Raw genomic sequence first — 26,945 nt, 5'->3', positions numbered from 1 at the left:
TTGATGGCTGACCAGCTTGCCGACTATCCGCTCATTGACGCGGCTTACAACGAACTGCTCGATGCTGACGGGCAGGTGCGGCCTCACTGGCGGCGGATCGTCGAGCAATTGCAGCGCAATACGGCGTTTCAGCTACAGCTGCGCCAGGACTTGCTGGCGCGGCAAATCCAAGAGAATGGCATTACCTACAACGTTTATGCCGACCCAGAAGGTGCCGATCGTCCTTGGGAACTGGACCTGCTGCCAAATGTAATTGCTGCGGATGAATGGCAGGTGATTGCCAAAGGCGTGGCCCAGCGTGCGAATTTGCTCAATCAGGTGTTGGCAGATCTTTACGGCCCGCAAACCTTGCTCGCTGATGGCTTGCTGCCGGCTGAACTGGTCTTTGGCCACAATAACTTTCTCTGGCCTTGCCAAGGCATCGAGGTGCCGGGCGACACCTATTTGCACATCTATGCGGTTGATCTGGCTCGCGCCCCCGATGGCCGTTGGTGGGTAACCGCAGACAGGACCCAGGCGCCGTCCGGCGCAGGCTATGCCCTGGAAAACCGGCAGATTGTCTCGCGCGCATTCCCGGATCTTTATCGCGACATGCGGGTGCAATACCTCGCAGGTTTCTTCCGTACATTGCAAGAAACCATCGCCAGGCAAGCGCCTGCTGAAGGTGAAACCCCGCTGGTCGTAGTGCTCACGGCGGGGCGCCTCAACGAAAGCTACTTCGAGCACCTGTACCTGGCCCGCCAACTGGGTTATCCCCTGGTTGAAGGTACCGACCTGACCGTACGTGACTCCACGGTTTACCTTAAGACCTTGGCCGGTTTGCGCCGGGTCCATGCGATTTTACGCCGCCTGGATGATGACTTCTGCGACCCCTTGGAGCTGCGTATCGACTCAGCGCTCGGTGTGCCGGGCCTGCTCGATGCCGTGCGCCAGGGACGTGTGCTGGTAACTAACGCATTAGGCAGCGGTGTGCTTGAGTCGCCCGGTTTCTCGGGCTTTTTGCCTGCCATCAGTGAGAAGCTGCTGGGCGAGTCTTTGCTGTTGCCGAGTATTGCCAGTTGGTGGTGTGGAGAACCGCCGGTACTTGAAGAGGCGCTTGGCAAATTACCGGAACTGTTGATTCGCCCTAGTTTTCCCTCACAAAGCTTTGATTCGGTATTTGCCCGAGATCTCGACAAACAACAACGCGAAGCCTTGGCGCAGCGCCTCAAGAACCGGCCATACGCTTATGTTGCGCAAGAAGTTGCGCAGTTGTCGCAGGCGCCAGTTTGGCAGAGTGATAAAGGCTGCTTGCAGCCGCGCGCCATTGGGATGCGGGTGTTTGCGGTTGCCGGGCCAAATGGCTACCGGGTCATGCCCGGCGGCTTGACCCGAGTTGCCGCGCAAGCTGATGCGGAAGTTGTTTCGATGCAGCGTGGCGGTGCCAGCAAGGACACTTGGGTGCTGGGCAGTCGCAACACGGGTAGTGAGTCCTGGCAGGGTGCACGACCTTTAGGCGTTGCCGACCTGGTTCGCAGTGACCCCTATTTACCTTCGCGGATCGTCGAAAACCTGTTCTGGTTTGGGCGCTATAGCTCTCGCTGTGAGGGTAATGCGCGCCTGTTACGGATCATGCTGTCACGCTATGTCGATGATGACGACGACCCGCGTGCGCTTGAGGCTGTGCTGAGCCTGGGTGAGCGCCTTGGCTTGCTGCCGGATGCGGAGGATGGCGACTCATTGGAGCAGCGGCTTGAGCAAGCCTTGCTCGGTGATGAGTGGCCGGTCAGCCTGCGGACAAACTTGCAGAACTTGATCTGGACCGCAGGCAGCGTGCGCGGCAAGCTATCCCAAGCCAACTGGCAGGCCTTGCTGGAGTTGCAAATCGAGGCGCAGGAGCTTGAAGTCCAGCAGGCCGACTTTGGCGAGGCGCTGGATTTCCTAAATGGTTTGGTGATGTCGCTGGCAGCGCTTTCAGGTTTTGCCTTGGACGACATGACGCGTGATGATGGCTGGCGCTTTCTGGTGATTGGCCGCTGTATTGAGCGTTTGCAGTTCATGAGCGAGAGTATTGCCAGTTTTATTCGCAGCCCGATGGCCGATGATCAGTCGGCATTGGAGTGGTTGCTGGAACTGGGTAACAGCAGCATCACTTACCGGACCCGTTACCTTGCGACGGCTCAGTTAATACCGGTCCTCGACCTGCTGTTGCTTGATGATCAGAACCCTCATGCGGTGTTGTTTCAATTGCGAACCCTGCTTAATTCTCAAGCTCGGCTGGTTGAGCGCTTCGACCTGCCAACTTCGCCAAAGCTGGCCAGTCTGGAGCGCCAGCTCAGCGGTTTCAGCCTTGCAACCCTGGAAAACTCCTTGTTTGGCCCGAGCAGCATACGTGCCGTCTTGAATGGTTTGGCGCAGTTGCTTGAAAGCATTGCCCAAGCCAGTGCAGAGACCTCTGACCAACTGGCGTTGCGCTTTTTCGTCCACGTTGACCCCAGCCAGCGGACGCAGTCGTCATGAGTACGCAGCAGATGCACGGCGATGAGCCGGAGGTAAAGCTGGCGCGCTACCAGATTATTCATGACACCCATTACCGTTACTCGGCCCCCGTGTCCCTTGCGCAACAGCTGGCGCACCTGGTGCCGCGCGATTGTGCGTGGCAGGTTAAGCATCAATGCCAGCTAGAGGTCAGTCCCAAGCCCTGCATGCGTCATGATGGTCTGGACGTGTTTGGCAACCCGCTGACGCGTTTGGTGTTTGAACGCCCGCACGACACATTGAAAGTCAGCGCCCAGATGCGTTTGGATGTCCTGGCGCGCCCGGCTGCCGTGCTACAGGACTCGCCAGCCTGGGAAGATGCTTGCGCTGCGCTGAGTTACAGCGGAGCGGCGCTGCCCGCGGATTTACTGGATGCCTGCAAGTTTCGCTTTCAGTCACCTTATGTTCAGGTAAAACACAATTTTGCCCAGTACTCGGCAGATTGCTTTGCGCCTCGCAAGCCACTGTTGCTCGCGGTTCAGGCACTTATGAACAAGATTTTTACCGAGTTCACCTTTGATGCAGTGGCCACACAGGTGGCGACCCCCTTGTTGCAGGTGCTGGAAGAGCGCCGCGGTGTGTGTCAGGACTTTGCCCACCTGATGCTGGCCTGTTTGCGCTCGCAAGGCGTGGCAGCGCGCTATGTCAGTGGTTATTTGCTGACGCAGCCACCGCCGGGGCAGCCGCGTCTGATCGGGGCCGATGCTTCCCATGCGTGGGTTTCGGTGTATTGCCCGCGCCAAGGCTGGGTCGATTTTGATCCGACCAATAATATCCGCCCGGCGCTTGAGCACATCACCTTGGCCTGGGGCCGTGATTTTGCTGATGTCTCGCCCTTGCATGGGGTGATTCTTGGCGGCGGAAGCCATGACCCGGATGTACAGGTTACAGTGCTGCCGCTCACGGAGGACGGTGCGATCGCGCAGGCCTGATGCAATATTCCAGCAAGTTTTTTTCCGCGTGCTAGCTTTTTTAAGGACTGCTGTACCTATTCCTTAGTGGAGCACGACCATGGACGATACAACCATCGTTAATGTTGGCACGGAAAAAATGAACGCGCTGTACAATCTGGTGACGCAGTACGGCGCCGCATTTGCCATAAAGATCCTTTCAGCTGTCGCCTTCTGGGTGATTGGCCGCTGGCTGATTGGCTTTGCAGTAGGCTTGGTGCAAAAAGGCCTGGGGCGCCAGCATGTTGATCCGACTGTTCTGCGCTACGTCGGCAACTTCATCACGGTCACCCTGAACATTCTCCTGGTCATTGGCATCCTCGGCTTCTTCGGAGTGCAGACCACAACCTTTGCTGCGTTGATCGCCGCGATTGGCCTGGCCATCGGCATGGCTTGGTCGGGCTTGCTGTCAAATCTTGCCGCGGGCGGCTTTATTATCGTCTTGCGTCCGTTCAAGGTTGGTGACTTCATCTGTGCCGGCGGTGTAACGGGGACTGTTACCGAGATTGGCTTGTTCGTCACCGCCATCAATACTCCAGATAATGTGCTGACGCTGGTGGGCAACAACAAGATCTTCAGCGACAACATCCAGAACTTCTCGCACAACGCATTCCGCCGGGTAGACCTCAAAGCCCAGCTTTCAGGTGCTACCGACTATAAAGCGGCGGCTGCGCTGCTCCGAGAGCGGATTGCCGGGATTGATAATGTGTTGGCGGAGCCGGCGGTTGAAGTCGAGATTCTTGAGTTCAATCTGGTCGGGCCTGTGATGGCGGTGCGGCCTTATTGCCACACTGATCACTATTGGCAGGTGTACTTCGACACCAACAAGATGATCAAGGATGCACTGGGCGAGGCGGGCTTCCCGGCACCAATGCCCGCGCAAACGGTGATCATGCAGCAGGCTGGTTGAATCTGAGTCGGTCTGTTGGTGATCAACTGGTTGAACAACGGCGGGCAAGCTTCGCGTTGCCCGCCCTACAAATGTCAGTAGGCGATAGCGACGGTCAGCAGCCTATTAGCCTTTGACCGCCTTCCATAGTTTAGTCCCCAGCGTCACAAGCACGAGCGCGATCGCACCCGCGATAATGCCCGCTACGCCGTTTAGCAGCACAGGTGCTGCACTGCTCATCAGTTCGATGCCAGAGCTGGTGGCCAGGTGCTCGGACGTTTGCTCTATCCAATGATGCACAACTGGCACTCCGTGGGTAAGGATGCCACCACCGACCAGGAACATTGCAGCGGTGCCAATCACTGACAGGCTCTTCATCAGGTAAGGAGCTGCGAACAAAATGCCCCGACCAAAGCTGCGCGTGGCGCGTGTGAACAAACCTTCGCCTTGGCGTTCGTTCAAATAGAGCCCGGCGTCATCCAGTTTGACGATGCCCGCAACCAAACCATAAACGCCAACCGTCATCACCAGCGCAATGCCCGAGACCACGATGATCTGCTGCGTCAGCGGTGCTCCAGCGACTGTGCCCAGGGTAATCGCAATGATTTCGGCCGAAAGAATAAAGTCAGTGCGAATAGCACCGCCGATTTTTTCTCGCTCGAATGCCTTGACCTCCTCAGGTGATTTGCTCGCGGCCTCAAGCAGCTCGGCTTTTTCTTGTTGATCCTCTTCCTTGGAGTGCAAAAACTTGTGAGCCAGCTTCTCGAAGCCTTCAAAGCACAGGAAGGCGCCACCAAACATCAGCAGTGGTGTTACCGCCCAAGGTGCGAGTGCGCTGATGACCAGGGCTGCGGGCACCAGAATAAACTTGTTGCGCAGCGAGCCCTTGGCAACCGCCCACACCACCGGCAGTTCTCGTTCAGCCCGCACGCCAGTGACCTGCTGGGCATTGAGTGCCAAGTCATCACCCAGTACGCCTGCGGTTTTCTTGGCTGCAACCTTGGTCATCAACGACACATCGTCGAGCACGGTTGCGATGTCATCCAGAAGGGTTAAAAGGCTACTGCCTGCCATGTAAGGGATTCCTTTGGTCTGCGAAGCTTGAAGTATCTGAGCAGTACCTTAGCCCAACAATCAAGCATTTAGCGATTAGAGATGTGGTGTCCGATGGATGTGTTTTACAGCAATATTGGTGACTTGCCGCAAGCTAATGGCACCAAAGCATTGTCCTAAAGCGCTTGGTGCGGCACTCTTGGGATTCTTATATAACCCATGGACGGAGGCTCGGCACGATGGATGCCAATCAAGCGCATATTTCGTTGACGGTTTCAGGTTTCACGGCAGACCTGCAAGTACTCAAGTTCGACGGCTCGGAAGCGCTAAATGAGCTGTATCAGTTTGACATCGAACTGGTTAGCGAAAAGCCTGATCTTGACCTCGATGGCCTGATCAATCAGCCCGCCTACCTACGCTTTGGGCCCGAGCAAAAGGGTGTTCATGGGATTATTTATTCGGCGCAGCAGGGTGATTCCGGCAAACGCCTGACCCGCTATCACATCAGCCTCAGGCCCCAGCTTGCGTACTTGATGCACAGTACCGATCAACGCATCTTCCAGCACATGACCGTGCAGCAAATCATCAGTGACGTGCTCAACAAGCACGGTATTCAAGCGGATGCCTATCGTTTTCAGCTTGGGCCGTACGTCTATCCTGAGCGCGAATACTGCGTGCAATACAATGAAACCGATTTGCACTTTATTCAACGCCTGTGCGAAGAAGAAGGCATCAGCTTCCACTTCCAACACAGTGCCGACGGCCATGTGCTGGTGTTTGGCGATGACCAAACCGTATTTCCCACGCTTGCGCCCCTGGCTTATCACCCCGACAGTGGCATGGCTGCGGCCAATGCGGTGGTCAAATCGCTGTTGGTCACCTTGGAAACCCGCAGCAGCGCGGCCAGTTTCCGTGACTACAACTTTGAAAAGCCCAAGCTAACCCTCGACGGCGAATACAAGGCCGAGTTCTTGCCCGAGCTTGATGTTTACGAATATCCGGGCCGTTTTACCGAGCGTGCGCGTGGAAAACACCTAGCCAAACGTGCGTTGGAACGCCTGCGCAGCAGTTATGAAGTGGCTGCCGGGCGCAGTGATGCGAGTTTGCTCAGCGGCAGTTTCCTCAGTTTGAGCAACCATCCACGCGCGCAATACAACGATCTGTGGCTGATCCACAGCGTCGAGCATCAAGGCCGCCAGCCACAGGTGCTTGAAGAGTCGGTCAGCAGCGATGCTAAGGCTGAAGACGGCTTCACCCAGGGCTACCGCAACAACTTTGTCGCCACACCCTGGGATATCACCTTCCGCCCGGCGCTCAAGCACCGCAAAGCTAAAGTCCAAGGCGCGCAAAGGGCGATTGTCACCGGTCCCAAAGGCGAAGAGATTCATTGCGACGAATACGGCCGGGTGAAAGTACAGTTCTTTTGGGATCGCGTCGGTCAGGCGGACGAGCAAACCAGCTGCTGGTTGCGCGTGAGTAACAGTTGGGCAGGTAACGCCTATGGTGCAGTGACCATCCCGCGCATCGGCATGGAAGTATTAGTGAGCTTCTTCGAGGGCGATCCCGACCAACCCATGGTCAGCGGTTGCTTGTACCACAAAGAAAACGCCGTGCCTTATGCGCTGTCCGAACATAAAACCCGCAGCACCTTCAAAACCAACAGCAGTCTTGGCGGTGGTGGGTTCAATGAACTGCGCATTGAGGACAAGGCCGGCCAGGAACAGATCTTCGTCCACGCCCAGCGCGATTGGGATCAGCGGGTCGAAAACGACCAGAAAATCCGTGTTGGCAACGAGCGTCACGACACAGTCGAAGCCAACAGCTACAGCGAATTCAAGGCTGAAGAACAGCGCACGACCCATCTCGACCGCAAGACCGCGGTCGACGCCAGCGACCACCTGAATGTCGGCGTGACCCAACATGCGAAAGTAGGTGTGGGCCAGTTCGTCGAAGCCGGTACAGAAATCCATTACTACGCGGGTAGCAAAATCGTCATCGATGCAGGCATGGAACTGACCGCAGCGGGTGGCGGCAGCTTTGTCAAAGTCGACCCAAGCGGCATCACCTTCAGCGGTGCAACCATCAAAATCAACTCCGGCGGCGCCCCTGGCGTTGGCTCCGGGATCGCCCTGCTGCTGCCAAAAATCGGCCAGCCAGCGGACCAGGCAATGCCGGGGGAGTTGCCCATGGCGCTAACAGCTCGCCAAGTCGGCGCTAGTCGTTGTCCTATCTGCGAGGCGTGTGCTGGAGGTGTCTGTGAAACCGGCGTTGCCTCATGAACACAGTGGTGAATGACTGGCTGATTGAGCAGCGACGGAAGCAGCGCGAATTCATATTAGTGATCGACAGCATGGCTGACCCAGACCCTATCAAGTATTTGTTTGGGGCAGATGTCATGCACGACTACACGCGGGTTTATGCCAGTAGTGCGCTGGCAGGCTTTATTGGCGCTAGCCCTTGGTTGGTACGATTGAGCGGGCAGCAAATAAACTTGGTCAAAGAGTTGCTGGCAACACCTGAAACCAATTGGGGGTGGATAGCCAGCACCACGCAAATGGATATCCACTTGCACACCCAGCATTGGTTGGATCGCACTTTGATTGAGGATGGTACTAAGCGCTCGCTGTATCGCCTGCAAGATAACCGCGTCATGGCCCATCACTTAAGCACGTTAGAAGTTGCGCAGCGGCCATTGCTACTGGGCTTAATGGACAGCGCAATTTGCTGGGACGCAGAAAAGTGGGTCGCTTTTGATAATCCGAGGCCAGACTTTTATCCCAAGCCCTTTGCGGCTCCCTGGCTAGACATCGCTGAGCCAGCGCCAGTAACCGATGCCATCGTCCGCCACAACCTCAAGCAATGGTTGTGGGAAGAACACCCTCACGCAACCAGTGCGTTAATTGAAACTCAACCCCTCGACCCTTGGTTGGATGAGCAATTGCAATTAGCAAAGGCTTGGGGTTGGAGTGAACCCGCACAACTCGAGTTCTTGCTCATCCACAAAATGCACCCTGCAACTGCGGACCTGTCAGTTTGGGCCCGACGCGATGATGAAACGGCTGCACAACATTATGGCCGTTGTGTAGATGTTTTGAGCGCAGTTTTGCGATCCAACTAATTGCGCCTGTGTCATCACTCAGTTGCTTTATGGAGCACATCAGATTGAAGGTTATTTATCGCTTGCAACGGGGCTTATTGATTTTTATCAGTGGTTTTACTCTGGCGAGTTGTAACCTTGCGGGCGATGCAGCAAAGGAGGGCGCGTTATCCCTTGTTTCCTTTGATGGGGCGGATATCTTTACCTTGCGCGGTACGCTGCCCGCCAACTTCAAGATAAAAGCTGAAGCCTATTATGGCTCAACCGATGGCGCCTGCAGCGCACGCGGTGATGGAAATACTTATAAAAGCACGCAGGATAATACGCCACACAGTTATGAGTTTAAAATCCCGGTTAGTTATCACAAAGGCTTATGTACGCTAACACTTGCTCGGGTGGCGCTCTATACGACAGGTCGGTATGGCGAGAAAGATTGGCAACAAACCTATGATAACGGCGGCTTAAGGGCTGTTGATAAATTGCCAGCCAAAGCCCCGGACTTTAATGCGCAGGGTGAGTTAGTCAAAGAAGCTCAGTGTACGTGGTGGTTTCAAATGACAAAGGCTAAGTCGCGACAAGGTGAGATTAGCAAGCTACTGGATTGTAAGGGTCTTGGTGCTTATATCGTTACTGAAAACTTACCGGGAAAAGTATTGACTATAAATATAAATGAAAATCCGGAGGAAGAACCATATATGAATGGTTACTGGCTAAAGGCTGAGAACGGTTGGAAACCATGTACAGGTAGATGGGGAACTGATTACGAAGAGCTTTGCACATCTCCACCGAAATTTAGAACCTTCCGGATGAATGATCAAGAGTGCAGTGTTTATCCGAATTGCACGGAGTGAGTTATTTTGAACGTTATTTATCACTTACAACGTGGCTTATTGATTTTTATCAGTGGTCTTACTCTGGCGAGTTGTAGCCTTGCGGGCGATGCAGTAAAGGAGGGCGCGTTATCCCTTGTTTCCTTTGATGGGGCGGATACCTTTACCCTGCGCGGTACGCTGCCCGCCAACTTTAAAATAAAAGCCGAAGCCTATTATGGTTCAACCGATGGTGCATGCAGCGCACGCGGTGATGGAAATACTTATAAAAGCACGCAGGATAATACGCCACACAGTTATGAGTTTAAAATCCCGGTTAGTTATCACAAAGGCTTATGTACGCTAACACTTGCGCGGGTGGCGCTCTATACGACAGGTCGGTACGGCGAGAAAGATTGGCAAGAAACTTACGATAATGGTGGCATAAGGCTAGTTGATCCGTTACCTGCGAATGCCCCTGGTTTTAGTGAGCAAGGGGAGTTGCTCGTAAACTCACAGTGTACGTGGAATTTCCAAATTAGTAAGTTGTACTTGGAATTGGGTAAGCTCCTAAACTGCAAGAATCTGGGTGCTTATGTTGTTGGTGAAACTCTCCCGGAAAAAGTGTTGACGTTAAATATAAATGAAAATTCTGAAGAAGAACCATATATGAATGGTTACTGGCTAAAGACCCAAAGCGGTTGGAAGCCATGTACCGGTAGGTGGGGGACTGACTACGAAGAGCTTTGCACATCTCCACCGAAATTTAGAACTTTCCGGATGAATGATCAAGAGTGCAGCGTTTACCCAAATTGTACGGAGTAAATTAGATTGAACGTTATTTATCGCTTACAACGTGGCTTATTGATTTTTATCAGCGGTCTTACTCTGGCGAGTTGTAGCCTTGCGAGTGATGCAGCAAAGGAGGGCGCGTTATCCCTTGTTTCCTTTGATGGGGCGGATACCTTTACCTTGCGCGGTACGCTGCCCGCCAACTTCAAGATAAAAGCTGAAGCCTATTATGGTTCAACCGATGGCACATGCAGCGCACGCGGTGATGGAAATACTTATAAAAGTACACAGGATAATACGCCACACAGTTATGAGTTTAAAATCCCGGTTAGTTATCACAAAGGCTTATGTACGCTAACACTTGCGCGGGTGGCGCTCTATACGACAGGTCGGTACGGAGAAAAGGACTGGCAGCAAACCTATGATAATGGCGGTTTAAGGGTTGTTGATAAATTGCCAGCCAAAGCCCCTGACTTTAATACACAAGGTGAGTTAGTCAAAGAAGCTCAGTGTACGTGGTGGTTTCAAATGACTAAGGCTAAGTCGCGACAGGGTGAAATTAGCAAGTTACTGGATTGCAAGGGTGATGGTGCTTATGTTGTTACTGAAAATCTACCGGGTAAAGTGTTGACTATAAATATAAATGAAAATCCGGAGGAGGAGCCTGCACAGGATGACACTTGGGTCAAGTTCCCCGCAGGATGGAAACCTTGCTTGCCCAAAAAGGGTTGGCCGAACTGTCAAACCCCTCCAGTATTTCAAAAATTCAAAATGGATGACCGTGTATGTACGGTTTACCCAAGCTGCACGGAGTAAATTGCTATGGAAGGCTCTAAAAAAGCTATATTACTAAATTGTCCTATGCGAAAAGCATGGGTCAGTTTTCGGTTTGTCAATGAGCATGGGGTCGGGGACGACTATGCAGGTTTAGAATTTACTGCTACTGATGCTTTAGGTCAAAAACATAGCGGAAATTTAGACTCAGATGGATATGTGAGAATAGATAATATTTGCAGCGGTATTTTGACTTTGTCTGTTGCAAAGCTCGACGCAGGAGATAAAGATCCGTGGTACAAAACGCTCCTGATTCGTCGAAAATTTAAGATATCCTTTACGCAGTTACAGGTTGCAGCAGAGCGGTCAGCTCATGGGCCGCGTCTGTTATCTGGAAATACCTATCTGGCGGAGCAACGTGCCGTCAAAGAAAATGCAAAATTTTATCGGATTGAAGTTCGTGATTTTACCGAGCATACCGGGCATCTTCCAGATACTGATTCCTCGTGGGGACCTAAACCATCAGTCAAGTTAGTGCAGGCCAGTAACGCAGCCACTGAAAAGTGTGTGGAGTTACAGCCCTGCCAACATCATGTATTTGAAGTAAAGGCACTGCGTGCCTACAGCCCATTATTATCTCGGGATAAAGCGTTTTGCGCCTTAAACGCTTATCATCTGGCGGTGATGACCACATTTGTCTATGCACCCTTTAGCACTGAAAGTGACCCTTATAAATCAGCACCGCCGCCCTATAAGCAACAAGGTTCTATTGGCAATGTGTTGCGTGAGCAACTGGCTGCACTGAAAAAAGCTCAGCAGTTTAATGATGCAGGGCCGTATAACTTGCTTTATGAAGAGGTGCCCTACTCAAAGCGCTTAGAGGTGATGCCTTATGACCCTGCGCTTTATACAGAAGAGGCAGCAGAAGGGTGGGAAAATCCCGAAGATGTACATTTTCTGTTTGATAGAGAGACTGAAAGCCAAGCGTTTATTACGCACAATGACAAGGTGGTTTTAATCTCTGTAAGGGGCACGGCTGGTGGGGCCGATGGGCTGCGCGATATGGACGCCCGGCAAGTACCTTATGCTGAAGGTGAAGGGCAAGCACACCGTGGATTTTATAATGCGTTTCTAGCCGTGAAACCATTTGTTGAGCGTTATCTCGATGCATTTTACACAGGCGAACAGACCGTCATCGTATGCGGCCACAGCCTAGGTGGCGCCATTGCATTATTACTGGCTGAGTGGCTGCGTAGAGAGTGGTCATATGATGACACTTTGCTTTACACCTTCGGCTCCCCTCGTGCAGGGGATCAAGGCTTTGTTACCGGTGCCAGCGCACTGACTCACCATCGCTTGGTTAACCACAATGATCCGGTGCCTTCCGTGCCAACAACCTGGATGGACGCTGAGTGGAAAGTCGCACTGGCGGGTACCGTTGTCTTGTTCAGTTCGCCGCCAGTTGGCGCGGGTTTATTGCTGGGCGGGTTGATTAACCTTAAGGGTGATAACTACGAGCACCATGGGCAACAGCGTCACTATATGCCGCGTAAGCCTAATGGCGGCAGTGAGGCATCGATTCTCTGGCAGTCGGGGTGTGAGTCTATTGATCAGCAGGCCTGCGCTGAGTTCGCTGGACGTATAAGCTTGGAAGGCGATATGCCCAAACGCGCCGGATTTATCAGGCAAATCATTAATATGGGTGAGCACTCCAGTGACACAGGTTATAGCCGGGCAGGATTGACCACACTTGTACGCTGGTATGCCAGTGCGACCGAGCGTGAGGGGGCTTTGTTCACCCCGCAAGAACTTAGAGATTTAGAGCCGCAAATCAAACAGGTTGAGCAACAAGTAAACGCTTGGCAAGCTGACTCTTTCCTCAGCTTCAAGCGTGCGACGCGCAACGATATGCGCTTTTATCGCAAAACCGATTTAGAACTGCTGGCGATGTATAACAACGGCATCTCCGAAGCGAAGTCATTGCAAGCTGTACAAAGCAAAAAGCTCAATCAAGTACGTGCCCGGTTACTGGCAGAAGCTCAACGAGTGGTCACCTTTCAGAGTGTTTTTGGTGAGCACGCTCAACGCGCGGATATGCCTGAGCTGATGGCCGAGTGGCGTGAGCTTAAAGAAATCCAGGAAGCTGAGCGACTGGCTCAAGTTGCCCCAGCCGCAAGTAATGCACCACGGTATGCGTAACCCAGCACTGCCAACCCCGCCTGTTGCTTAAGGTATTGATTGATATACCGGAAGTAGCTGCAGGTGGGGCGGGTCTGGCGCTTATACACAGCGAGGGTTTTCCCGGGGCAGCCCGAGATTATCTTGGGTGCCAATTGCCTCCACTGCAATCTCTCACCAGTGCTTTCAAACTTTGTGAACAGTAGCAAACTGCTGGCACTGTGATGAATTAGAATGCCGGCCCGCTGCTGGCGACGGAATGTTTATCCCCTTGCATTCACGCACGCCCATTTCATAAGAACAATACAGCGTCCTCTGTCCTCATAGCGCCCTCGCTTGCGCTGTGATCGATGTTCTTTTGATGTTCGCCTGAAGGCGAAGTAAGGAATTTCTTGTATATGAAAGGTTTTATGCGTGCGTTGCTGTTCGGTGGCAGTCTATTGATCAGTTTTGCAAGCTGGGCGCAGATGGAGACCCTGGAAGCGATGAATATGGCTGGCCTGCAGCGCAGCCTTGGGCAGATTATCGCCAAGGATTACATGATGATCGGCTCCGATGTGAAGGTGACGTCTGCCATACGCCAGCGAGACGAGAGCATCGCGCTGTTCGAGAAGCATCACCAGCAACTGAAAGACTACGCCCCAGATGATGAGATCCGCGCGTCGCTGGCGAAGGTTGAGGCGATCTGGGTTGAATACAAGCCAATGATCACTGTGCAGCCGGATAAGGCCCAAGCCGCGCTTGTGTTGGCCACGGCCGAGAAGCTGGTTAAGGAATGCCAGCAGATGGTCGATCTGCTAGAGAAGCACAACGGCGACGCAGCCTCTCACGCAATCAATCGCAGTGGTTGGAACCGCGTACTGACCCAACGCACAGCAATGTTCTACATGGCGCGCGCCTGGGGTGTGACGGCAGCGAACCTGGATGCCGAGTTTGATGCGTCCGTGAAGGAGTTTGGCAGCATCATGCAGGAGCTTCAGGCCAGCAACGCGCCTAATCCGGAAATCGCCGAAGCGCTGCGCAAGACCGATGCTAAGTGGCAGTTCGCAAGCAAGGCGCTGTCCTCCAAGGATTTTGTGCCAACCATTGTTGCGATCAATGCAGACTCGATGTTCCGTCAGCTCAATGAGATGACTCGTCTGTACGCAGGGCTAAGTACCGATAGCCTTTAGCAAGTCGCGCCCCTTTTGAATAGGGGCGCTGCGGTCTGGCAAGAGGTCTAGTCCGGCTTGCTGTTCTGCCAGCGCGGCGCTTCTAGGGGCTGCCAGTTTTGCAGCAATGTGAGCAGTTCATCTGGTGTTTCGCTGAGTTGCAACATGGCCCGGTGATTGGCGCGCACGAACTGCTCTTCTACCAACTGATCGAGAAAGTCCCCCAGCTTGCTGTAGAACCCCTCTACGTCGAGTAGACCCAGCGGCTTGCTGTGGTAGCCAAGTTGCGCCCAGGTCCAGACTTCAAATAGTTCTTCAAGGGTGCCAAGCCCGCCGGGCAGTGCGATAAAGGCGTCGCTAAGCTCAGCCATGCGTGCTTTGCGCGCGTGCATGCCATCAACCACTTCGAGCCGGGTAAGGCCCTGGTGGCCAACTTCAGCGCGTTTCAGGCTCTGTGGAATGATACCGATCACTTCACCGCCAGCCGCCAGTGCTGCGTCTGCGACAATCCCCATCAGGCCGACAGCACCGCCGCCGTACACCAGTTGGATATCGTGCTGGGCAAGGTGTTGGCCAAGCTTTATTGCCGCTTCACGGTAGATTGGATTGGCCCCGATACTCGCGCCACAGAACACACAGATCGAACGCAAACTCATGGTTTTGCTCCTGAACAGTTTTATGCTCAGGTTAGCTTTATTGGCTGCCCAAAACCATTTGGATGCTGTGTTTGCACCTGTCCACGCGGTTTCCTGTCTATGGGCTTACGCCGCTGTTACCGCCCGCATACGCTGCTAGCAGGCTTTGTAGCAGTTGGCTTAGGTGATTCTGTTGGCTGTTCATAAAAGTGGCTCCTTATTGATGAAGTCAGGTTAGCCTTGCGGGTTGGCAGTGGCTTGTTGATTGAGTTGATCGGCTTAATAGTATTCACCAGCAGTTGCACACAAAGACTGTGGAGTGAGCTGTGGGTAAGGTGGGCGTATCGGTCTGTATGCCGTGTAATACAAGGCTTACAGATGTTTGTACGTTTTTTGATCAAAAGTTGCTTGCTGTGCATTAAACAGTTATCCACCTGCCATTTCAGCCTGATCAAGTTGTCCACGGCTGCTGTGGGTAGGCCTGTAGATAACTATGGTATGTATTGCTGCATGCCTTATAAATAAAGGCTTGCAGGATATTGTTTGTTTTTTGATCAGCCCGTTTCAGGCTAAAAAAACAGGCTCATCAAGGCGTTTAGTCAAGCAAAAAGTTAATTATTTAGGCGTCTGGACTTACTTCTGTGCACAGTTATCCAACTTCTCTGTGGAGCGAGCTGTGTATAACCTGAGAGCTAAGCCAGCAAAGCCTTTAAGTACTAGGTGTTCGGCCATCTGTTTGTTTTTTGACCAATATTAATAAACTGCTGAATCAATGAGTTAGTCGCTTAGCTAAAAACTAGCCAAGCGCCCACGACATTTGTCCACGGCAATTGTGGGCAGTCTTGTTGATAACTAGGGTATGCATTGCTGAAGCCCTTGTAAGCAGGGGCTTTGCACAATTTGGTTACTTTTTGTACAGCCATATTTTGGTGTAAATGCCCCGAGAAAAATGGTCACTCGTCAAGCGAGTTCTTAACTATTTGCGATGCTGAACGAGGCATTTCAAATAGTTATCCAGTTTCTCTGTGCAGGGTTCTGTGGATAAGCTGCGTGCTAAGTTACCAATACCCCGGGAGACTAGGCTCGCACGCCGCTGTACGTTTTTTGATCGGTATAGATTAAATAACTAAATCAGTGGCTTAGGACCTTGTTCAGGTTTTGCATTGGCGCTGAAAGTTGTCCCCGTCTGCTGTGGGCAGTCCTGTTGATAACTAGGGTATGCATCGTCACAGCCCAGTGAAATCGAGGCTTTGCGCGGGATGGTTGTTTTTTGTACAGTGATTTTCAACCCAGAAAAAGTCTGTGATAAAGCGCCAGAGTCAAGAAATTATTCCGCTATTTCAGTGGCTTATGATTTTAACAAGCGCAGTTATCCCAGATCTCTGTGTAAGCTTCTGTGGATAAGCTGCGGGTTAAGACCTGTGAGCCACGCAAGACTAGGTGTTGCTGGGTCTGTACGTTTTTTGATCAATTACTGCAAGGCGCTGATACGGGTAGAGCGGCCCAGTAGCTGCAGTGCGCGGTCAGGGTAATCTGTGATTAATCCCTGGGCGCCTAAGTCAATCAGCTTGCGCATGGCTGGCTGTTCGTTGATTGTCCACAGCTGCACGTTGAGACCGCGTGCTTTCGCCGACTCGATCAATGCATGGCTGGCAAGCTCCACGCCGCTGTGGCGAGGGGGGATTTGCAGTACCTGATAAGAGGGCGAAAGCACGCGGCTCAGGCCCAGCCAGTCCATCGCGAGCCAGAGGCGTATCGAGCTTGGGCTAGCTGAGGTGGCGACCCCAGGGCAGTTGTGGCGTAGGCGGACCAGGTTGGATTCGTAGTAGCTGGCAATGATCACGCGGTCGCGTTGCTCGTTGCGGTCCAGGCTCTGGCAGACTTTGTCCACAAGGCTATTGTCCGCCAGCTTCAACTCGATGACCTTGGCCATTTTGGGTTCAGCTTGCAGCACCGTATCGAGCAATGGGATGCCGATGCCCTGGCCGCGGTATGGGTAGCTCTGTCCACCATCGGCTGTCCACCTGTAGCCCGCATCCAGTTGCTGCAGTTGCGCCAAGGTAAAACTATTCACAGGGCCTTCGCCATTGGTCGTGCGGTCAACGCTGTCGTCGTGGATAACCACGACTTGCCCGTCGCTTGTCAGGCGTACATCCATTTCCAGCATATCCACACCCAGTGCAGTGGCGCGCTGGAAGGCAAACAGGCTGTTTTCTGGCCACAATCCACGGCCGCCTCGGTGCGCAATGACCAGGGGTTGCTGGTCAAATGAGCTGAGCACCTTGGGTGTTTGCGCAGGTTTGCTGGTCAGCGCCAACACTGCGAGTGCGATGGCAATCAGTAACGTGGGGGCAATAAGGAAACGGGCGAGGCGCAACATGATTTTCTGTCCGGTCCGGGGGCTAATTGACTATGACAGAGTAGAGGCTAAGTGGCTGATGAACTGGAGCACAGTTGTGGGTATTGGGGATAAACCTACAGCCGCACGGCTGTAGGTATAGTGCGATAGACCCTGGAACTAGCCGGCAAGCAACCAAGCACCGGTCAGCGCAGAAGCTGCACCTGCAATACGCACCAGGGGCGCGGCTGTTTGTGGCAGAAAGCGCACCAGGGCGTAACCGCTGGCATGCAGTGCCGCAGTGGCCACAACAAAGCCAATAGCGTAGGTTGCCGGGCTTGCCAGTGCGGGCAGCTCAAGGCCGTGGGCAATGCCGTGGCTCAGGCCAAACACAGCGGTGAGCGTGATGGCGAAGACAGCTGGCAGGCGAGCAGCAACCGCAACCAGCACGCCGAACGCCAGTACCGAGCCAGCAATTGCGGTTTCCATCAACGGCATCTCGACACCGCTAAAGCCCAGTACGCCACCGATCAGCATGCTGCTGACGAAGGTTACCGGCAATGTCCAACGCGCCGCGCCCTGTTGTTGTGCTGCCCAAAGGCCTACAGCGAGCATGGCCAGTAGATGGTCAAGGCCAAATACAGGGTGGGCCAGGCCAGCCATAAGTCCGGATTCGTGATGACCGGGGTGGGCAAATGCCAGCGCAGGCGTGAGAAACAGGGCAAGGCTAAACAGGGATTTACGCAGGTTCATAATAAGCGTCCTTGTGGATATTCGAGTCAGGCAGCGTTGAGCATGCCGTGGCGTTCAATGAAGGCGATGATGTCTTCGAGGCCTTGGCCAATTTTCTGGTTGCTGAAAACAAAGGGTTTGTCGCCGCGCATTTTTTTGGTGTCGCGGTCCATGACCTCAAGCGATGCACCCACCAGCGGAGCGAGGTCGACCTTGTTAATCACCAGCAAGTCTGACTTGCAGATGCCGGGGCCACCCTTGCGCGGCAACTTGTCACCGGCGGATACGTCGATCACATAGATGGTCAGGTCCGACAGTTCCGGGCTGAAGGTGGCCGACAGGTTGTCACCACCGGACTCGACCAGAATGATGTCGAGGCCGGGAAAGCGTTTATTCAACTGATCAACCGCTTCAAGGTTGATCGAGGCATCTTCGCGAATAGCGGTATGCGGGCAGCCACCGGTTTCAACACCGATGATGCGCTCGGGGGCCAGGGCCTCGTTACGCACCAGGAACTGGGCATCTTCCTGGGTGTAGATATCGTTGGTCACGACGGCGATGTTGTAGCGTTCACGCAGGGCCAGGCACAGGGCCAAAGTCAAAGCGGTTTTGCCGGAACCGACCGGGCCGCCGATGCCGACGCGCAAGGGTTGGCTGTTCATGTTGGAGTTTCCTTTTAGGAGCGAAATAGTCGGCTGTACTGGCGCTCATGCGCCATGCTCGCCAAGGCCAGGCCAAATGCGGCGCTGCCCCAGTGAGCGGATTCAGTTTGATTGCATAGCTGTTGCGCCTGTTGCAACACCGGCAACAGGGTCGATGTCAGGCGTTGCGCCGCTTGTTGGCCGAGGGGCAGGGTTTTCATCAGCACCGCCAGTTGGTTTTCCAGCCAGCCCCAGAGCCATGCGGCCAATGCGTCGTTCGAGTCGATTTGCCAGGCCCGTGCAGCCAAGGCCCAGCCAAGCGCGAGCCCTGGTTCTTGCAGGCTTTCGAAGAATTCGCGGGCGGGCGCATCCAGTTCGGGCAGGCCTTGCAAGAGTTGTTGGATTGAATAACCCATCTGCCGGCTTTCCAGGCGCAATTCGCGGGTCTCGCGGCTGGCGCGGTGTTGCTCGGCGAGCGACTTCAGCGTTTGCCAGTCGTTGCGCTGTGCTGCCTGGCAGTGGGCGAGCAACAGGGGAGCTTCGAAACGTGCGAGGTTGCATAGCAATTGGTCGCTGATCCAGCGTTGTGCGCTGGCCGCATCCTTGACTATGCCTTGCTCCACCGCCATTTCCAGGCCTTGCGAGTAGCTGTAGCCGCCAATGGGCAGCTGCGGGCTGGCCAGACGTAACAGCGCCCAGGCTTTATTCACTTGCGCACACCAAACTGGTGCAGGCGCGGTGCATAGCTGAATTCGGCATCACCTGCATGTGAGTGGTGATGGCCGCCACCGTAGGCGCCATGTTCTGGCTGATAAGGCGCCTCGATCAATTCAACCTTGGCATCGAGTTGTTCGAGCATGGCCTTGAGTACGTAGTCATCGGGGAGGCGCAGCCAGCCATCACCCAGTTGCAAGGCGACGTGGCGATTACCCAGGTGATAGGCCGCGCGCATCAACTCAAACGGGCTGTCGCAAGTCACGTGCAGCAGTTGTTCGGCGCGGGCGCCGACGCGAATAACCCGTCCATCCTGAGCTTGCAGGCATTCGCCATCGTGCAGGGGTGGTTGGCCGCGCTCAAGAAACAGACCGACGTCTTCACCCGTTGTTGTGAAGCAGCGTAGGCGGCTTTTACTGCGAGCCTCAAAGGTCAGCAGCAGCTCTGCGTCCCATTTTTCCTGAGGCTTGATACGTTGATGAATCACCAGCATGCGTTAGTTTCCTGCAGGACAATGCAGTGTTACAGAGCAAGGGGCTTGCCAATGCTGTGAAGCGCTGAAATGGTGCGGGTTGTAGCGTCTGCGTGATTATTGTTGATGCGTGGCTTGGGGCTTATTTGGTGCGATACAGCGGCTATTGCGCCACTTTGGTGCGTCGCAGGTGCTTGGCCAGGGGTTGGGTGCCGGGAACGTGCCAGTATTTAGCGCCGATGAAGATGACTCGTAGTTGCTCGATCATCTTGGCGGCGGGTTGCAGGTGAGGTGGTAATGGCTGTGCCGGGGTGTCGATCAGCTCCGGCAGTGTGGCAAACACCGTTTTCACGATCATGTCAGCGAGCAGTTCAAGTTCTTCGCGATCATGATGCTGGTGCTTGGGCATCAGGGCCAAGTCCGCCGCAAGATCGGACATTATGCGACCCCGCAAGGCGCCGATGGCTTGGCGCACAGGCAGCGAACCGCCAAATTGCTCACGGGCGAGAAAGATGAACTGGGGCCGATTGGCATCCACTGCGTCGAGGAAGATGCGTACTGATGCGTCGATCAATCCGCCCAGCTCGAATTCGTTGTGGCGAACCTTGCGGATGGTCCCGCGAAAGGTCTCGCCGACTTCAGCCACAAGGGCCAAGCCCAGTGAGTCCATGTCCTGAAAGTGCCGATAAAAACCGGTCGGGACTATGCCCGCTGAACGTGCGACTTCACGCAGGCTCAGGCTGCAAAAGCCACGACCTCCGGCCATCAGGCTGCGAGCCGCATCCATCAAGGCGTGGCGGGTTTGCAGTTTTTGTTCGGCGCGAGGTTGCATCAGTCAAGACTTCCGGAAGATTGCAGCACACTTTAACAAATGGCTCGCAAGGGCGTCGATTCTAGCGTGCTTGTGCCTGCTGCGCGCACTCAACGCAGTACCAGCATTGTCCTGGAGGTTTGATTGCAGCGGGTCAGTAACCTAACACGCGCGCCCGGGCCCGGGCATTTTCTTCCATTTGCTGGCAGCTCATAAAGCCTTTGCTGTCGACACGATCCGCCGAGTTGAAGCTCACATAATACGGCTGCTGGTGACCCTCATTGTTGAGGATATAGTTGTTACAGGTTCCAGGTTCAACACTGCGGTTAATGACCGATGAAGGTTGGCCGCCGAGCTGCAACACTTCCTTTTTAGTCATGTCGTCCACCACATCCCTGACCAATGGCTGGTCATTGAAGGTGAAGTAGTCAACCGGGTTCTCCGGCTTGTCTCCAGCGCAGCCAGACAAGCCAGCGAGGGCGGTTAAAGTAAAAGCAATGCCCAGAACTTTCTTATTCATGATGTTCTCCTGTTTAAAATCAGCAATCACTTTAATGCATGAGTCTTATGACTGTAGATCGCTTTAGAAGTTGTGTTCCTGGGCTTTTATACCGTCGAATTATAAGTGCGCTGCAGGTATGCTTGCAGGCTCTCTAGCTGGCACGTCAGGGCGCGTCAGGCGGTTGTGACGTAGTTGAGGAGCCTTGGGAATATGCCTGCTGTTCTAGCAATTTTGCCGATCTTTGGCTTGATCGTACTCGGTTATCTGTTGGGCTGGCGCCAATGGTTGAGTATTGAGAGTGCCGCTGGCTTGGCCAATATCACGTTCAAGCTGTTTATGCCGACACTGTTGTTTGCCGGCATCGCCAAGGCACCGCTGGCCGATGGGTTATCGGTCACCTTATTGCTCGCTTATTTTATTCCCGTGGTGCTGGTGTTTGGCCTGGTCAACTTTATCGTCCATCGCCAGAGCGGCGCGGCGACACCGCTGGGCCTGGCCGCTGCGTTTTCCAACAATGTGCTGGTCGGTATTCCAATCGTCACCACCTTGATGGGCCATGATGGCTTGGTGTACCTGTTCGCCATTCTGGTGTTTCACAGCCTGACATTGTTTTCGATGCAGAGCTTCTACGCCGCGTTCGGTAGCCCGGAGCGGGTCAATGTGCCTGCATTGCTGAAAAACCTGGCCAACCCAATGATCATCGGCTTGTTGCTGGGCGCACTGCTTAACCTGTCGGGCTGGGTTGCGCCGGAGCCGCTGTGGAAAATGGTCACTTGGTTGGGGCAGGCGGCATTGCCCTGTGCGCTGATTGTATTGGGGGCGAGCCTGTCGCGTTTTCGATTGCGGCCAAGCATCAGTGTGCTCGCGCTGACGGTAACCAAGCTGGTGCTTTTTCCGGCACTGGTTTGGTGGTTCAGCGGTCTCTTGCCACAATTGAGCGATGGTGCACGAAGTGTGCTGGTGTTGATGGCTGCGTGCCCGAGCGGGGTGAATATTCTCGGCTTTGCAAAAACTCAGGATGATGTGCGTAGCGTCAGCTCCACGGTGTTTTTATCCACCGTTCTTGGTGCGCTGACGCTACCTGTTTGGGTTTTATTGGTCATTTAGGAAGTCCCGTCGCACTGCATTAGCCAGTGGTGCGGGCATCAATGGTGCGTTGGGCGCCACCTTCGGCGATGCGAAATTGCGCGCCTGGGGTGCGAGACGAGCCGTTTTCGGCCAAAGGTTCCAGGATTTTAATATCTTCCTGGCTGCCTTTAAGTTCACTTAACAACGGCTGTGGGCTGAAGCTGGGCAGTGCAAATGCCTGTGCGGCGAATAGGCTTAGGACCAAGCTGATAGCGAATTTGCTTTTCATGACTGACTCCTCGAATTGGGTTGTGATGCTTACGGGAGTCAATACTAGAGATGTGGCGAAAAATAAGAACTTGAGCGCTTTAATAGTATTCATCGACTGTGCTGATGGCGACTGCTGACAGCGTACAACGCCGTTGTGAAGTGCTGTTTTGCCAAAGGCGGCTAAGCTACAGCATCAGGCCCGATGGGGGAGGCTGTTGCTAAGCTCCCTGCGAAAAGTGCCTGAGCGCATGACTTGTCATCCATGCCCAAGTGCAGCCAATGCGCGACTTTTGTCCGCGAGTTTTTCAATCCAGTAGAAACAAGGACGTCAGGTGATGAGTCATTCTGCGGCGGTGCGCTACCCATTGGTCTTGGTGCCTGGGATGTTGGGCTATGTGAGTTTGCTGGGATACCCCTATTGGTACGGGATTGTCGGTGCATTGCGCAAGAGCGGCGCCAAGGTCTTTGCGATCCAGGTTTCGCCGCTTAATTCCAGCGAGGTACGTGGCGAGCAACTCTTGGCGCACATTCGAGATGTGCTGGCCAAAACCGGTGCCGAAAAGGTGCATCTGTTAGGGCACAGCCAAGGTGCGTTGACTGCACGCTATGCGGCAGCATTGCAGCCGCAATGGGTCGCCTCCGTGACCTCAATCGCAGGGCCAAATCATGGTTCGGAACTCGCTGATTTCTTGGCCCGGAAAGCGGCCAAGGGCAGTCTCGCCGAGACGTGCTTGAGGTTGCTGTTGGTTGGCTTTGCGCGGGTCATGGGTTGGCTTGAACTTGGTTACAAAGGGCCGCCTTTACCTGTTGATATTTCGGCCGCACATGGCTCATTAACCAGCGAAGGGGTTGCGGCCTTTAATCGCAAGTATCCACAAGGCTTGCCTGAGCATTGGGGAGGGGAAGGGGCTGGCGAGGTCAATGGGGTTCGCTACTATTCGTGGTCCGGAACGCTGCAGCCGGGGATCACCAATCGTGGCGGCAACCGGGTTGACGGGCCAAATCTGGTGTGTCGAATATTTGCCAAGACCTTTCGCCGTGAAGCCGGCCAGTGTGACGGCATGGTTGGGCGCTACAGCTCGCACCTGGGGAAGGTGATTGGCGACGATTTCCCGCTTGATCACTTCGATATCATCAACCAGACCTTCGGCCTTGTCGGTAAAGGTGCGGACCCTGTGCGACTGTATGTGGAGCATGCACAGCGTCTGCGCGATGCAGGGCTGTGAAGTCTCAACCATTGTTGGCCCCAGCGTACAAGCCTGTTTGTATCAAGGATAAACCATGCGCCGCCTGATCAGACTACTGCGCGCTATTGCGCTGATATTCGTCCTGTTTGCCGTTGGCTTTGTGGTGATCAATTGGGCGCCTGACTTGCCTCTTGCCGAGCTGAAAGCACGCTGGGCGCCGCCGCCTTCAAGCTTTGTCAGCATAGATGGCATGCAGGTACATATTCGTGACCAGGGCTTGCGCGAAGACCCTGAGCCTGTGCTACTGCTGCACGGTACTTCAGCAAGTTTGCACACCTGGCAAGGCTGGGTTGAGCGCCTTGAGTCAAACCATCGAGTCATCAGTATTGATCTGCCGGGCTTTGGCTTAACCGGCCCGTTCAAGGACGATGATTACAGTATTGAGCATTATCAGCGCTTTCTAGAGCAGCTTTTGCTCCAGCTTAAATTGCAGCGAGTCACCTTGGTGGGCAATAGTTTTGGTGGCCAGTTGGCTTGGTTATTTGCACTTAAACAACCGCAACAGGTCGGGCATTTGGTGCTGGTCGACGCGGCGGGTTATCCACGCCAATCCACTTCGATCCCGCTGGGGTTCAGGCTGGCTCAAAATCCTCTGCTGGCGCCTCTGATGCGTAAAGTGCTGCCGCGCAAGATGATTGAATCCAGCGCCCGTAATGTCTACGGCGACCCATCCAAGGTCAGCGAAGAGCTGATAGATCGTTACTACCAGCTCACCTTGCGTGAAGGTAATCGCCAAGCACTGGTTGAGCGTTTTAGGCAGGTTGGATTTGAAAATTATGCGCAGATAAAACAACTAAAAGTGCCGACCCTGATTCTATGGGGCGCTGAGGATCATTTGATTCCTGTCGCCAATGCCGAGCGTTTTGCTGCTGATATTGCTGGTAGTCGGCTGGTGATATTCGAAGACCTTGGGCATGTCCCGCAAGAGGAAGATCCCGTGCGCACAGTGGCAGCATTGAGCAGTTTTCTAGCGCAATAACAAGGCTGAGCAGCTCACAAGTGACAGCCAACTTCAGGGCTGGTGACTTGTGCGCAAAGCCGCGAGCCCGGCACATCCCGCTCATGCAGTGGATTTCGCGTCTATATTCAGACTTGGGTGAAACGTTCAGCTGTGCCCGGTGCGTGTCGCGTGCCGCGGATATACCTGGCTGCTGGGGCATAAAGTGGCCGGAGTTGGTTTTATTTGATCTTCGACTAGTCTGACTAAATAACTATCAGAAAGCAGGGATCGCCATGCGTAGGCTTATCTGTGGCTTTGTACGGGGAGTGGAGAAGATCAATCGGCTGGTAGGCCGGTTTGCGATGTACTTGATTTTCGCCATGTTGGGCGTCTTGTTGTATTCATCAATCAGCAAAACTTTCTTCCAGCCCTCCATCTGGACGCTGGAAAGCGCGCAATTCTTGATGGTCGCCTACTTTCTGCTGGGCGGCGCCTACTCGATGCAGCTTGATGCGCATGTGCGCATGGATCTTATCTACAGTCGCTGGTCGCCAACCACGCGGGCGGTGGTTGATGCATTCACCGTGGTTTTGCTGATCTTCTATCTGGTGTTCTTGTTGTATGGCGGCATATCGTCAACCCAGTACGCCCTTGAATACAGTGAGACCAGCTATTCGGCATGGTCGCCATCCATGGCGCCGATCAAGATCGTCATGTGTATTGGCATCTTTCTGATGCTGTTACAGGCAATTGCCACCTTTTTTAAAGATGTCGCTGCCGCGCGTGGGGAGACCTTGTAATGGGGTATGAACTCATCGCGCTGCTGATGTTTTCTTCAATGATGTTGCTTCTCCTGACCGGTAAACGCGTATTTGGCGCCATTGGTTTCGTCGCGGTTGTGGCTGCCTTGATGCTGTGGGGCGATGGTGGCTCCGAAGTGGCTTTCAGCGCTGCCATGAAACTGATGAAGTGGTACCCGTTATTGACCTTGCCGCTGTTCGTGTTCATGGGCTACATGCTTTCCGAATCTGGCTTGGCGGATGATCTGTACCGCATGTTTCATGTGTGGATGGGGCCACTCAATGGCGGGCTGGCGATTGGCACCATCGCCTTGATGGTGGCGATCTCGGCGATGAATGGCTTGAGTGTTGCCGGTATGGCGATCGGTGCAAGCATCGCGCTGCCTGAATTGCTGCGCCGGGGCTACGACAAGATCATGGTCACCGGCGTTATCCAGGCGGGCAGCTCCTTAGGTATTTTGATTCCGCCAAGCGTGGTGCTGGTGCTCTACGGCATGATTGCCCGGCAACCGGTTGGCCAGCTCTGGCTGGCAGGCGTATTTCCCGGCTTGCTGATGGCCGGGCTGTTTGTGTTGTACATCGCGATTCGTTGTCGCCTGCAACCTGAGCTTGGGCCAGCGCTCAGCGCCGAGGAGCGCAAGGACATTACCTGGGGCCAGAAAATTCGCTTGCTGCAAGCCGGGATCGTGCCGCTGTTTATCTTTTTCAGCATGACCGGTTTATTCCTGATGGGCATTACCAGCCTGGTCGAAAGTTCTGCAGTAGGCGCTGCGGCTGCAACCCTGGCGGCCCTGTTCAAGCGCCGTCTGAATCGCGTTGTGATGGAAGAAACGCTGCGTAAAACCCTGGCGATCAGCTGTATGTTCATGTGGATCATTCTTGCCGCGCTGTGCTTTGGCGCCGTGTTTGATGGCTTGGGGGCGGTCAAGGCGATCGAAGGCTTCTTTATCGACCGTATGGACCTGAGCCCGTGGCAAGTGCTGATCATGATGCAGGTCTCGTTCATCATCATGGGTATGTTTCTCGACGACACAGCGATGCTGGTGATCGTCGCGCCCTTATATGTGCCGTTGGTGGGGGCATTGGGCTTTGATCTGGTCTGGTATGGCGTGCTCTACACCATCACCTGCCAGATCGCCTATATGACGCCACCCTTTGGCTACAACCTATTTCTGATGCGGGCCATGGCGCCGCCTGAAATCACCCTGCGTGACATCTACGTCTCCGTGACTCCGTTCGTGTTGATCATGATGCTGGCGCTGATCCTGGTGATGGTGTTCCCGCAAATAGCCTTGTGGCTGCCGCAATGGCATTACGCGCGCTAAGGCCTGTGTCAGATAAACCGTGCGCGTTGTTCAGTTGTGCGCACAACCAGGTTAGCGAGTGATCGCCAACCTTATAAAGCGTGTCCACCGAAGGGAGTCCCTAAAAACCTTGGCAAAGGGCCGTTGAATGTTGTGAGCGGCTCATTAGCTGGGCACTGGCTGGTGCAGTGGTTTTCAGGGGGTGTTTAAGAGTGGGCGCCAATCTGCGGTTGTATTGCATCTGAATCGACACTATGGAGA

General features: G+C 54.2%; 25 protein-coding genes. 15 read left to right on the top strand and 10 right to left on the bottom strand.

The window, feature by feature from the left end:
- Positions 1 to 3 precede the first annotated feature (3 nt).
- The 3 genes from AACY26_RS18570 to AACY26_RS18560 all read left to right on the top strand — a co-directional run bounded on the left by AACY26_RS18570 (position 4) and on the right by AACY26_RS18560 (position 4,377).
- Positions 4 to 2,499: a circularly permuted type 2 ATP-grasp protein gene (locus AACY26_RS18570; RefSeq protein ID WP_339516206.1), complete on the top strand. Its 2,496-nt coding sequence runs from the start codon at positions 4 to 6 to the stop codon at positions 2,497 to 2,499.
- Positions 2,496 to 3,449 (top strand): transglutaminase family protein, encoded by a 954-nt coding sequence (locus tag AACY26_RS18565; protein ID WP_339516204.1) that lies wholly within the window; start codon positions 2,496 to 2,498, stop codon positions 3,447 to 3,449. Before AACY26_RS18570 ends, AACY26_RS18565 begins: the two co-directional genes overlap by 4 nt.
- A gap of 79 nt (positions 3,450 to 3,528) precedes the next feature.
- The gene (locus AACY26_RS18560) at positions 3,529 to 4,377 is read left to right on the top strand and encodes a mechanosensitive ion channel family protein (RefSeq protein WP_339516202.1); all 849 of its coding nucleotides are present in this window, start codon (positions 3,529 to 3,531) and stop codon (positions 4,375 to 4,377) included.
- 105 nt (positions 4,378 to 4,482) lie between these two features.
- Here the strand turns inward: AACY26_RS18560 and AACY26_RS18555 are convergent, their stop codons facing one another.
- The gene (locus AACY26_RS18555; RefSeq protein WP_339516200.1) at positions 4,483 to 5,430 is read right to left on the bottom strand and encodes a DUF808 domain-containing protein; all 948 of its coding nucleotides are present in this window, start codon (positions 5,428 to 5,430) and stop codon (positions 4,483 to 4,485) included.
- A gap of 218 nt (positions 5,431 to 5,648) precedes the next feature.
- Here AACY26_RS18555 and AACY26_RS18550 point away from each other — a divergent pair, with 218 nt between their 5' ends.
- The 7 genes from AACY26_RS18550 (at position 5,649) to AACY26_RS18520 (ending at position 14,231) form a co-directional block, all read left to right on the top strand.
- Positions 5,649 to 7,688 carry a type VI secretion system Vgr family protein gene (locus tag AACY26_RS18550; protein ID WP_339516198.1) on the top strand — a complete coding sequence of 680 codons (2,040 nt, stop codon included), beginning with the start codon at positions 5,649 to 5,651 and terminating at the stop codon, positions 7,686 to 7,688.
- Complete coding sequence (locus AACY26_RS18545) at positions 7,685 to 8,527, top strand: DUF4123 domain-containing protein (RefSeq protein WP_339516197.1); 843 nt, start codon at positions 7,685 to 7,687, stop codon at positions 8,525 to 8,527. Before AACY26_RS18550 ends, AACY26_RS18545 begins: the two co-directional genes overlap by 4 nt.
- A 44-nt stretch (positions 8,528 to 8,571) precedes the next feature.
- Positions 8,572 to 9,357: a hypothetical protein gene (locus AACY26_RS18540; protein ID WP_339516195.1), complete on the top strand. Its 786-nt coding sequence runs from the start codon at positions 8,572 to 8,574 to the stop codon at positions 9,355 to 9,357.
- Positions 9,358 to 9,363: 6 nt separating this feature from the next.
- Positions 9,364 to 10,140, top strand: coding sequence for a hypothetical protein (locus AACY26_RS18535; protein ID WP_339516193.1), 777 nt, complete (start codon positions 9,364 to 9,366; stop codon positions 10,138 to 10,140).
- Positions 10,141 to 10,146: 6 nt separating this feature from the next.
- Positions 10,147 to 10,923 carry a hypothetical protein gene (locus AACY26_RS18530; protein ID WP_339516191.1) on the top strand — a complete coding sequence of 259 codons (777 nt, stop codon included), beginning with the start codon at positions 10,147 to 10,149 and terminating at the stop codon, positions 10,921 to 10,923.
- A 6-nt stretch (positions 10,924 to 10,929) separates the two neighbouring features.
- Positions 10,930 to 13,080: a lipase family protein gene (locus AACY26_RS18525; RefSeq protein WP_339516190.1), complete on the top strand. Its 2,151-nt coding sequence runs from the start codon at positions 10,930 to 10,932 to the stop codon at positions 13,078 to 13,080.
- Between the two features lie 377 nt (positions 13,081 to 13,457).
- Positions 13,458 to 14,231: a type IV pili methyl-accepting chemotaxis transducer N-terminal domain-containing protein gene (locus tag AACY26_RS18520; protein WP_339516189.1), complete on the top strand. Its 774-nt coding sequence runs from the start codon at positions 13,458 to 13,460 to the stop codon at positions 14,229 to 14,231.
- Positions 14,232 to 14,278: 47 nt separating this feature from the next.
- On the opposite strand, the gene AACY26_RS18515 is transcribed toward AACY26_RS18520, so the two are convergent.
- The 8 genes from AACY26_RS18515 to osmE all read right to left on the bottom strand — a co-directional run bounded on the left by AACY26_RS18515 (position 14,279) and on the right by osmE (position 21,073).
- Entirely contained in the window at positions 14,279 to 14,866 is a 588-nt protein-coding gene (locus AACY26_RS18515; protein ID WP_339516186.1) for an LOG family protein, read from the bottom strand.
- 1,450 nt (positions 14,867 to 16,316) lie between these two features.
- Positions 16,317 to 17,225 carry a glycerophosphodiester phosphodiesterase gene (locus AACY26_RS18510; RefSeq protein ID WP_339516184.1) on the bottom strand — a complete coding sequence of 303 codons (909 nt, stop codon included), beginning with the start codon at positions 17,223 to 17,225 and terminating at the stop codon, positions 16,317 to 16,319.
- Between the two features lie 138 nt (positions 17,226 to 17,363).
- The gene (locus tag AACY26_RS18505) at positions 17,364 to 17,936 is read right to left on the bottom strand and encodes a HupE/UreJ family protein (protein WP_339516182.1); all 573 of its coding nucleotides are present in this window, start codon (positions 17,934 to 17,936) and stop codon (positions 17,364 to 17,366) included.
- Between the two features lie 26 nt (positions 17,937 to 17,962).
- Positions 17,963 to 18,577: an urease accessory protein UreG gene (gene ureG / locus AACY26_RS18500; protein WP_339516180.1), complete on the bottom strand. Its 615-nt coding sequence runs from the start codon at positions 18,575 to 18,577 to the stop codon at positions 17,963 to 17,965.
- Positions 18,578 to 18,591: 14 nt separating this feature from the next.
- The gene (locus AACY26_RS18495; protein WP_339516178.1) at positions 18,592 to 19,266 is read right to left on the bottom strand and encodes an urease accessory protein UreF; all 675 of its coding nucleotides are present in this window, start codon (positions 19,264 to 19,266) and stop codon (positions 18,592 to 18,594) included.
- Positions 19,263 to 19,763: an urease accessory protein UreE gene (gene ureE, locus AACY26_RS18490; RefSeq protein ID WP_339516176.1), complete on the bottom strand. Its 501-nt coding sequence runs from the start codon at positions 19,761 to 19,763 to the stop codon at positions 19,263 to 19,265. The genes AACY26_RS18495 and ureE overlap by 4 nt, the downstream gene beginning before the upstream one ends.
- A gap of 142 nt (positions 19,764 to 19,905) precedes the next feature.
- Positions 19,906 to 20,574, bottom strand: a complete 669-nt coding sequence (locus AACY26_RS18485; RefSeq protein ID WP_339516174.1) for a TetR family transcriptional regulator — start codon at positions 20,572 to 20,574, stop codon at positions 19,906 to 19,908.
- Between the two features lie 133 nt (positions 20,575 to 20,707).
- Positions 20,708 to 21,073 carry an osmotically-inducible lipoprotein OsmE gene (gene osmE / locus AACY26_RS18480; RefSeq protein ID WP_339516172.1) on the bottom strand — a complete coding sequence of 122 codons (366 nt, stop codon included), beginning with the start codon at positions 21,071 to 21,073 and terminating at the stop codon, positions 20,708 to 20,710.
- A gap of 192 nt (positions 21,074 to 21,265) precedes the next feature.
- Between osmE and AACY26_RS18475 the strand changes: the two genes are divergently transcribed.
- A complete protein-coding gene (locus AACY26_RS18475) occupies positions 21,266 to 22,162 on the top strand; it encodes an AEC family transporter (RefSeq protein WP_339516170.1) in 897 nt (298 codons plus the stop codon).
- Between the two features lie 19 nt (positions 22,163 to 22,181).
- Here AACY26_RS18475 and AACY26_RS18470 read toward each other — a convergent pair whose 3' ends face one another.
- Positions 22,182 to 22,412, bottom strand: a complete 231-nt coding sequence (locus AACY26_RS18470) for a hypothetical protein (RefSeq protein WP_339516168.1) — start codon at positions 22,410 to 22,412, stop codon at positions 22,182 to 22,184.
- 316 nt (positions 22,413 to 22,728) lie between these two features.
- On the opposite strand from AACY26_RS18470, the gene AACY26_RS18465 reads away from it, so the two are divergent.
- The 4 genes from AACY26_RS18465 (at position 22,729) to AACY26_RS18450 (ending at position 26,705) form a co-directional block, all read left to right on the top strand.
- The gene (locus AACY26_RS18465) at positions 22,729 to 23,619 is read left to right on the top strand and encodes an esterase/lipase family protein (RefSeq protein ID WP_339516166.1); all 891 of its coding nucleotides are present in this window, start codon (positions 22,729 to 22,731) and stop codon (positions 23,617 to 23,619) included.
- Between the two features lie 55 nt (positions 23,620 to 23,674).
- On the top strand, positions 23,675 to 24,619 hold the full coding sequence (locus tag AACY26_RS18460; RefSeq protein ID WP_339516164.1) for an alpha/beta fold hydrolase: 945 nt from the start codon (positions 23,675 to 23,677) through the stop codon (positions 24,617 to 24,619).
- Positions 24,620 to 24,873: 254 nt separating this feature from the next.
- Positions 24,874 to 25,380, top strand: a complete 507-nt coding sequence (locus tag AACY26_RS18455) for a TRAP transporter small permease subunit (RefSeq protein WP_339516163.1) — start codon at positions 24,874 to 24,876, stop codon at positions 25,378 to 25,380.
- Positions 25,380 to 26,705, top strand: a complete 1,326-nt coding sequence (locus AACY26_RS18450) for a TRAP transporter large permease (RefSeq protein WP_339516162.1) — start codon at positions 25,380 to 25,382, stop codon at positions 26,703 to 26,705. The genes AACY26_RS18455 and AACY26_RS18450 overlap by 1 nt, the downstream gene beginning before the upstream one ends.
- Positions 26,706 to 26,945: the final 240 nt, after the last annotated feature.

Origin of the sequence: Pseudomonas sp. RL_15y_Pfl2_60 (genome assembly GCF_963970595.1) — a bacterium.
In the GTDB taxonomy this organism is placed as follows: domain Bacteria; phylum Pseudomonadota; class Gammaproteobacteria; order Pseudomonadales; family Pseudomonadaceae; genus Aquipseudomonas.
This window is presented reverse-complemented; position numbering and strand designations above follow the sequence as displayed.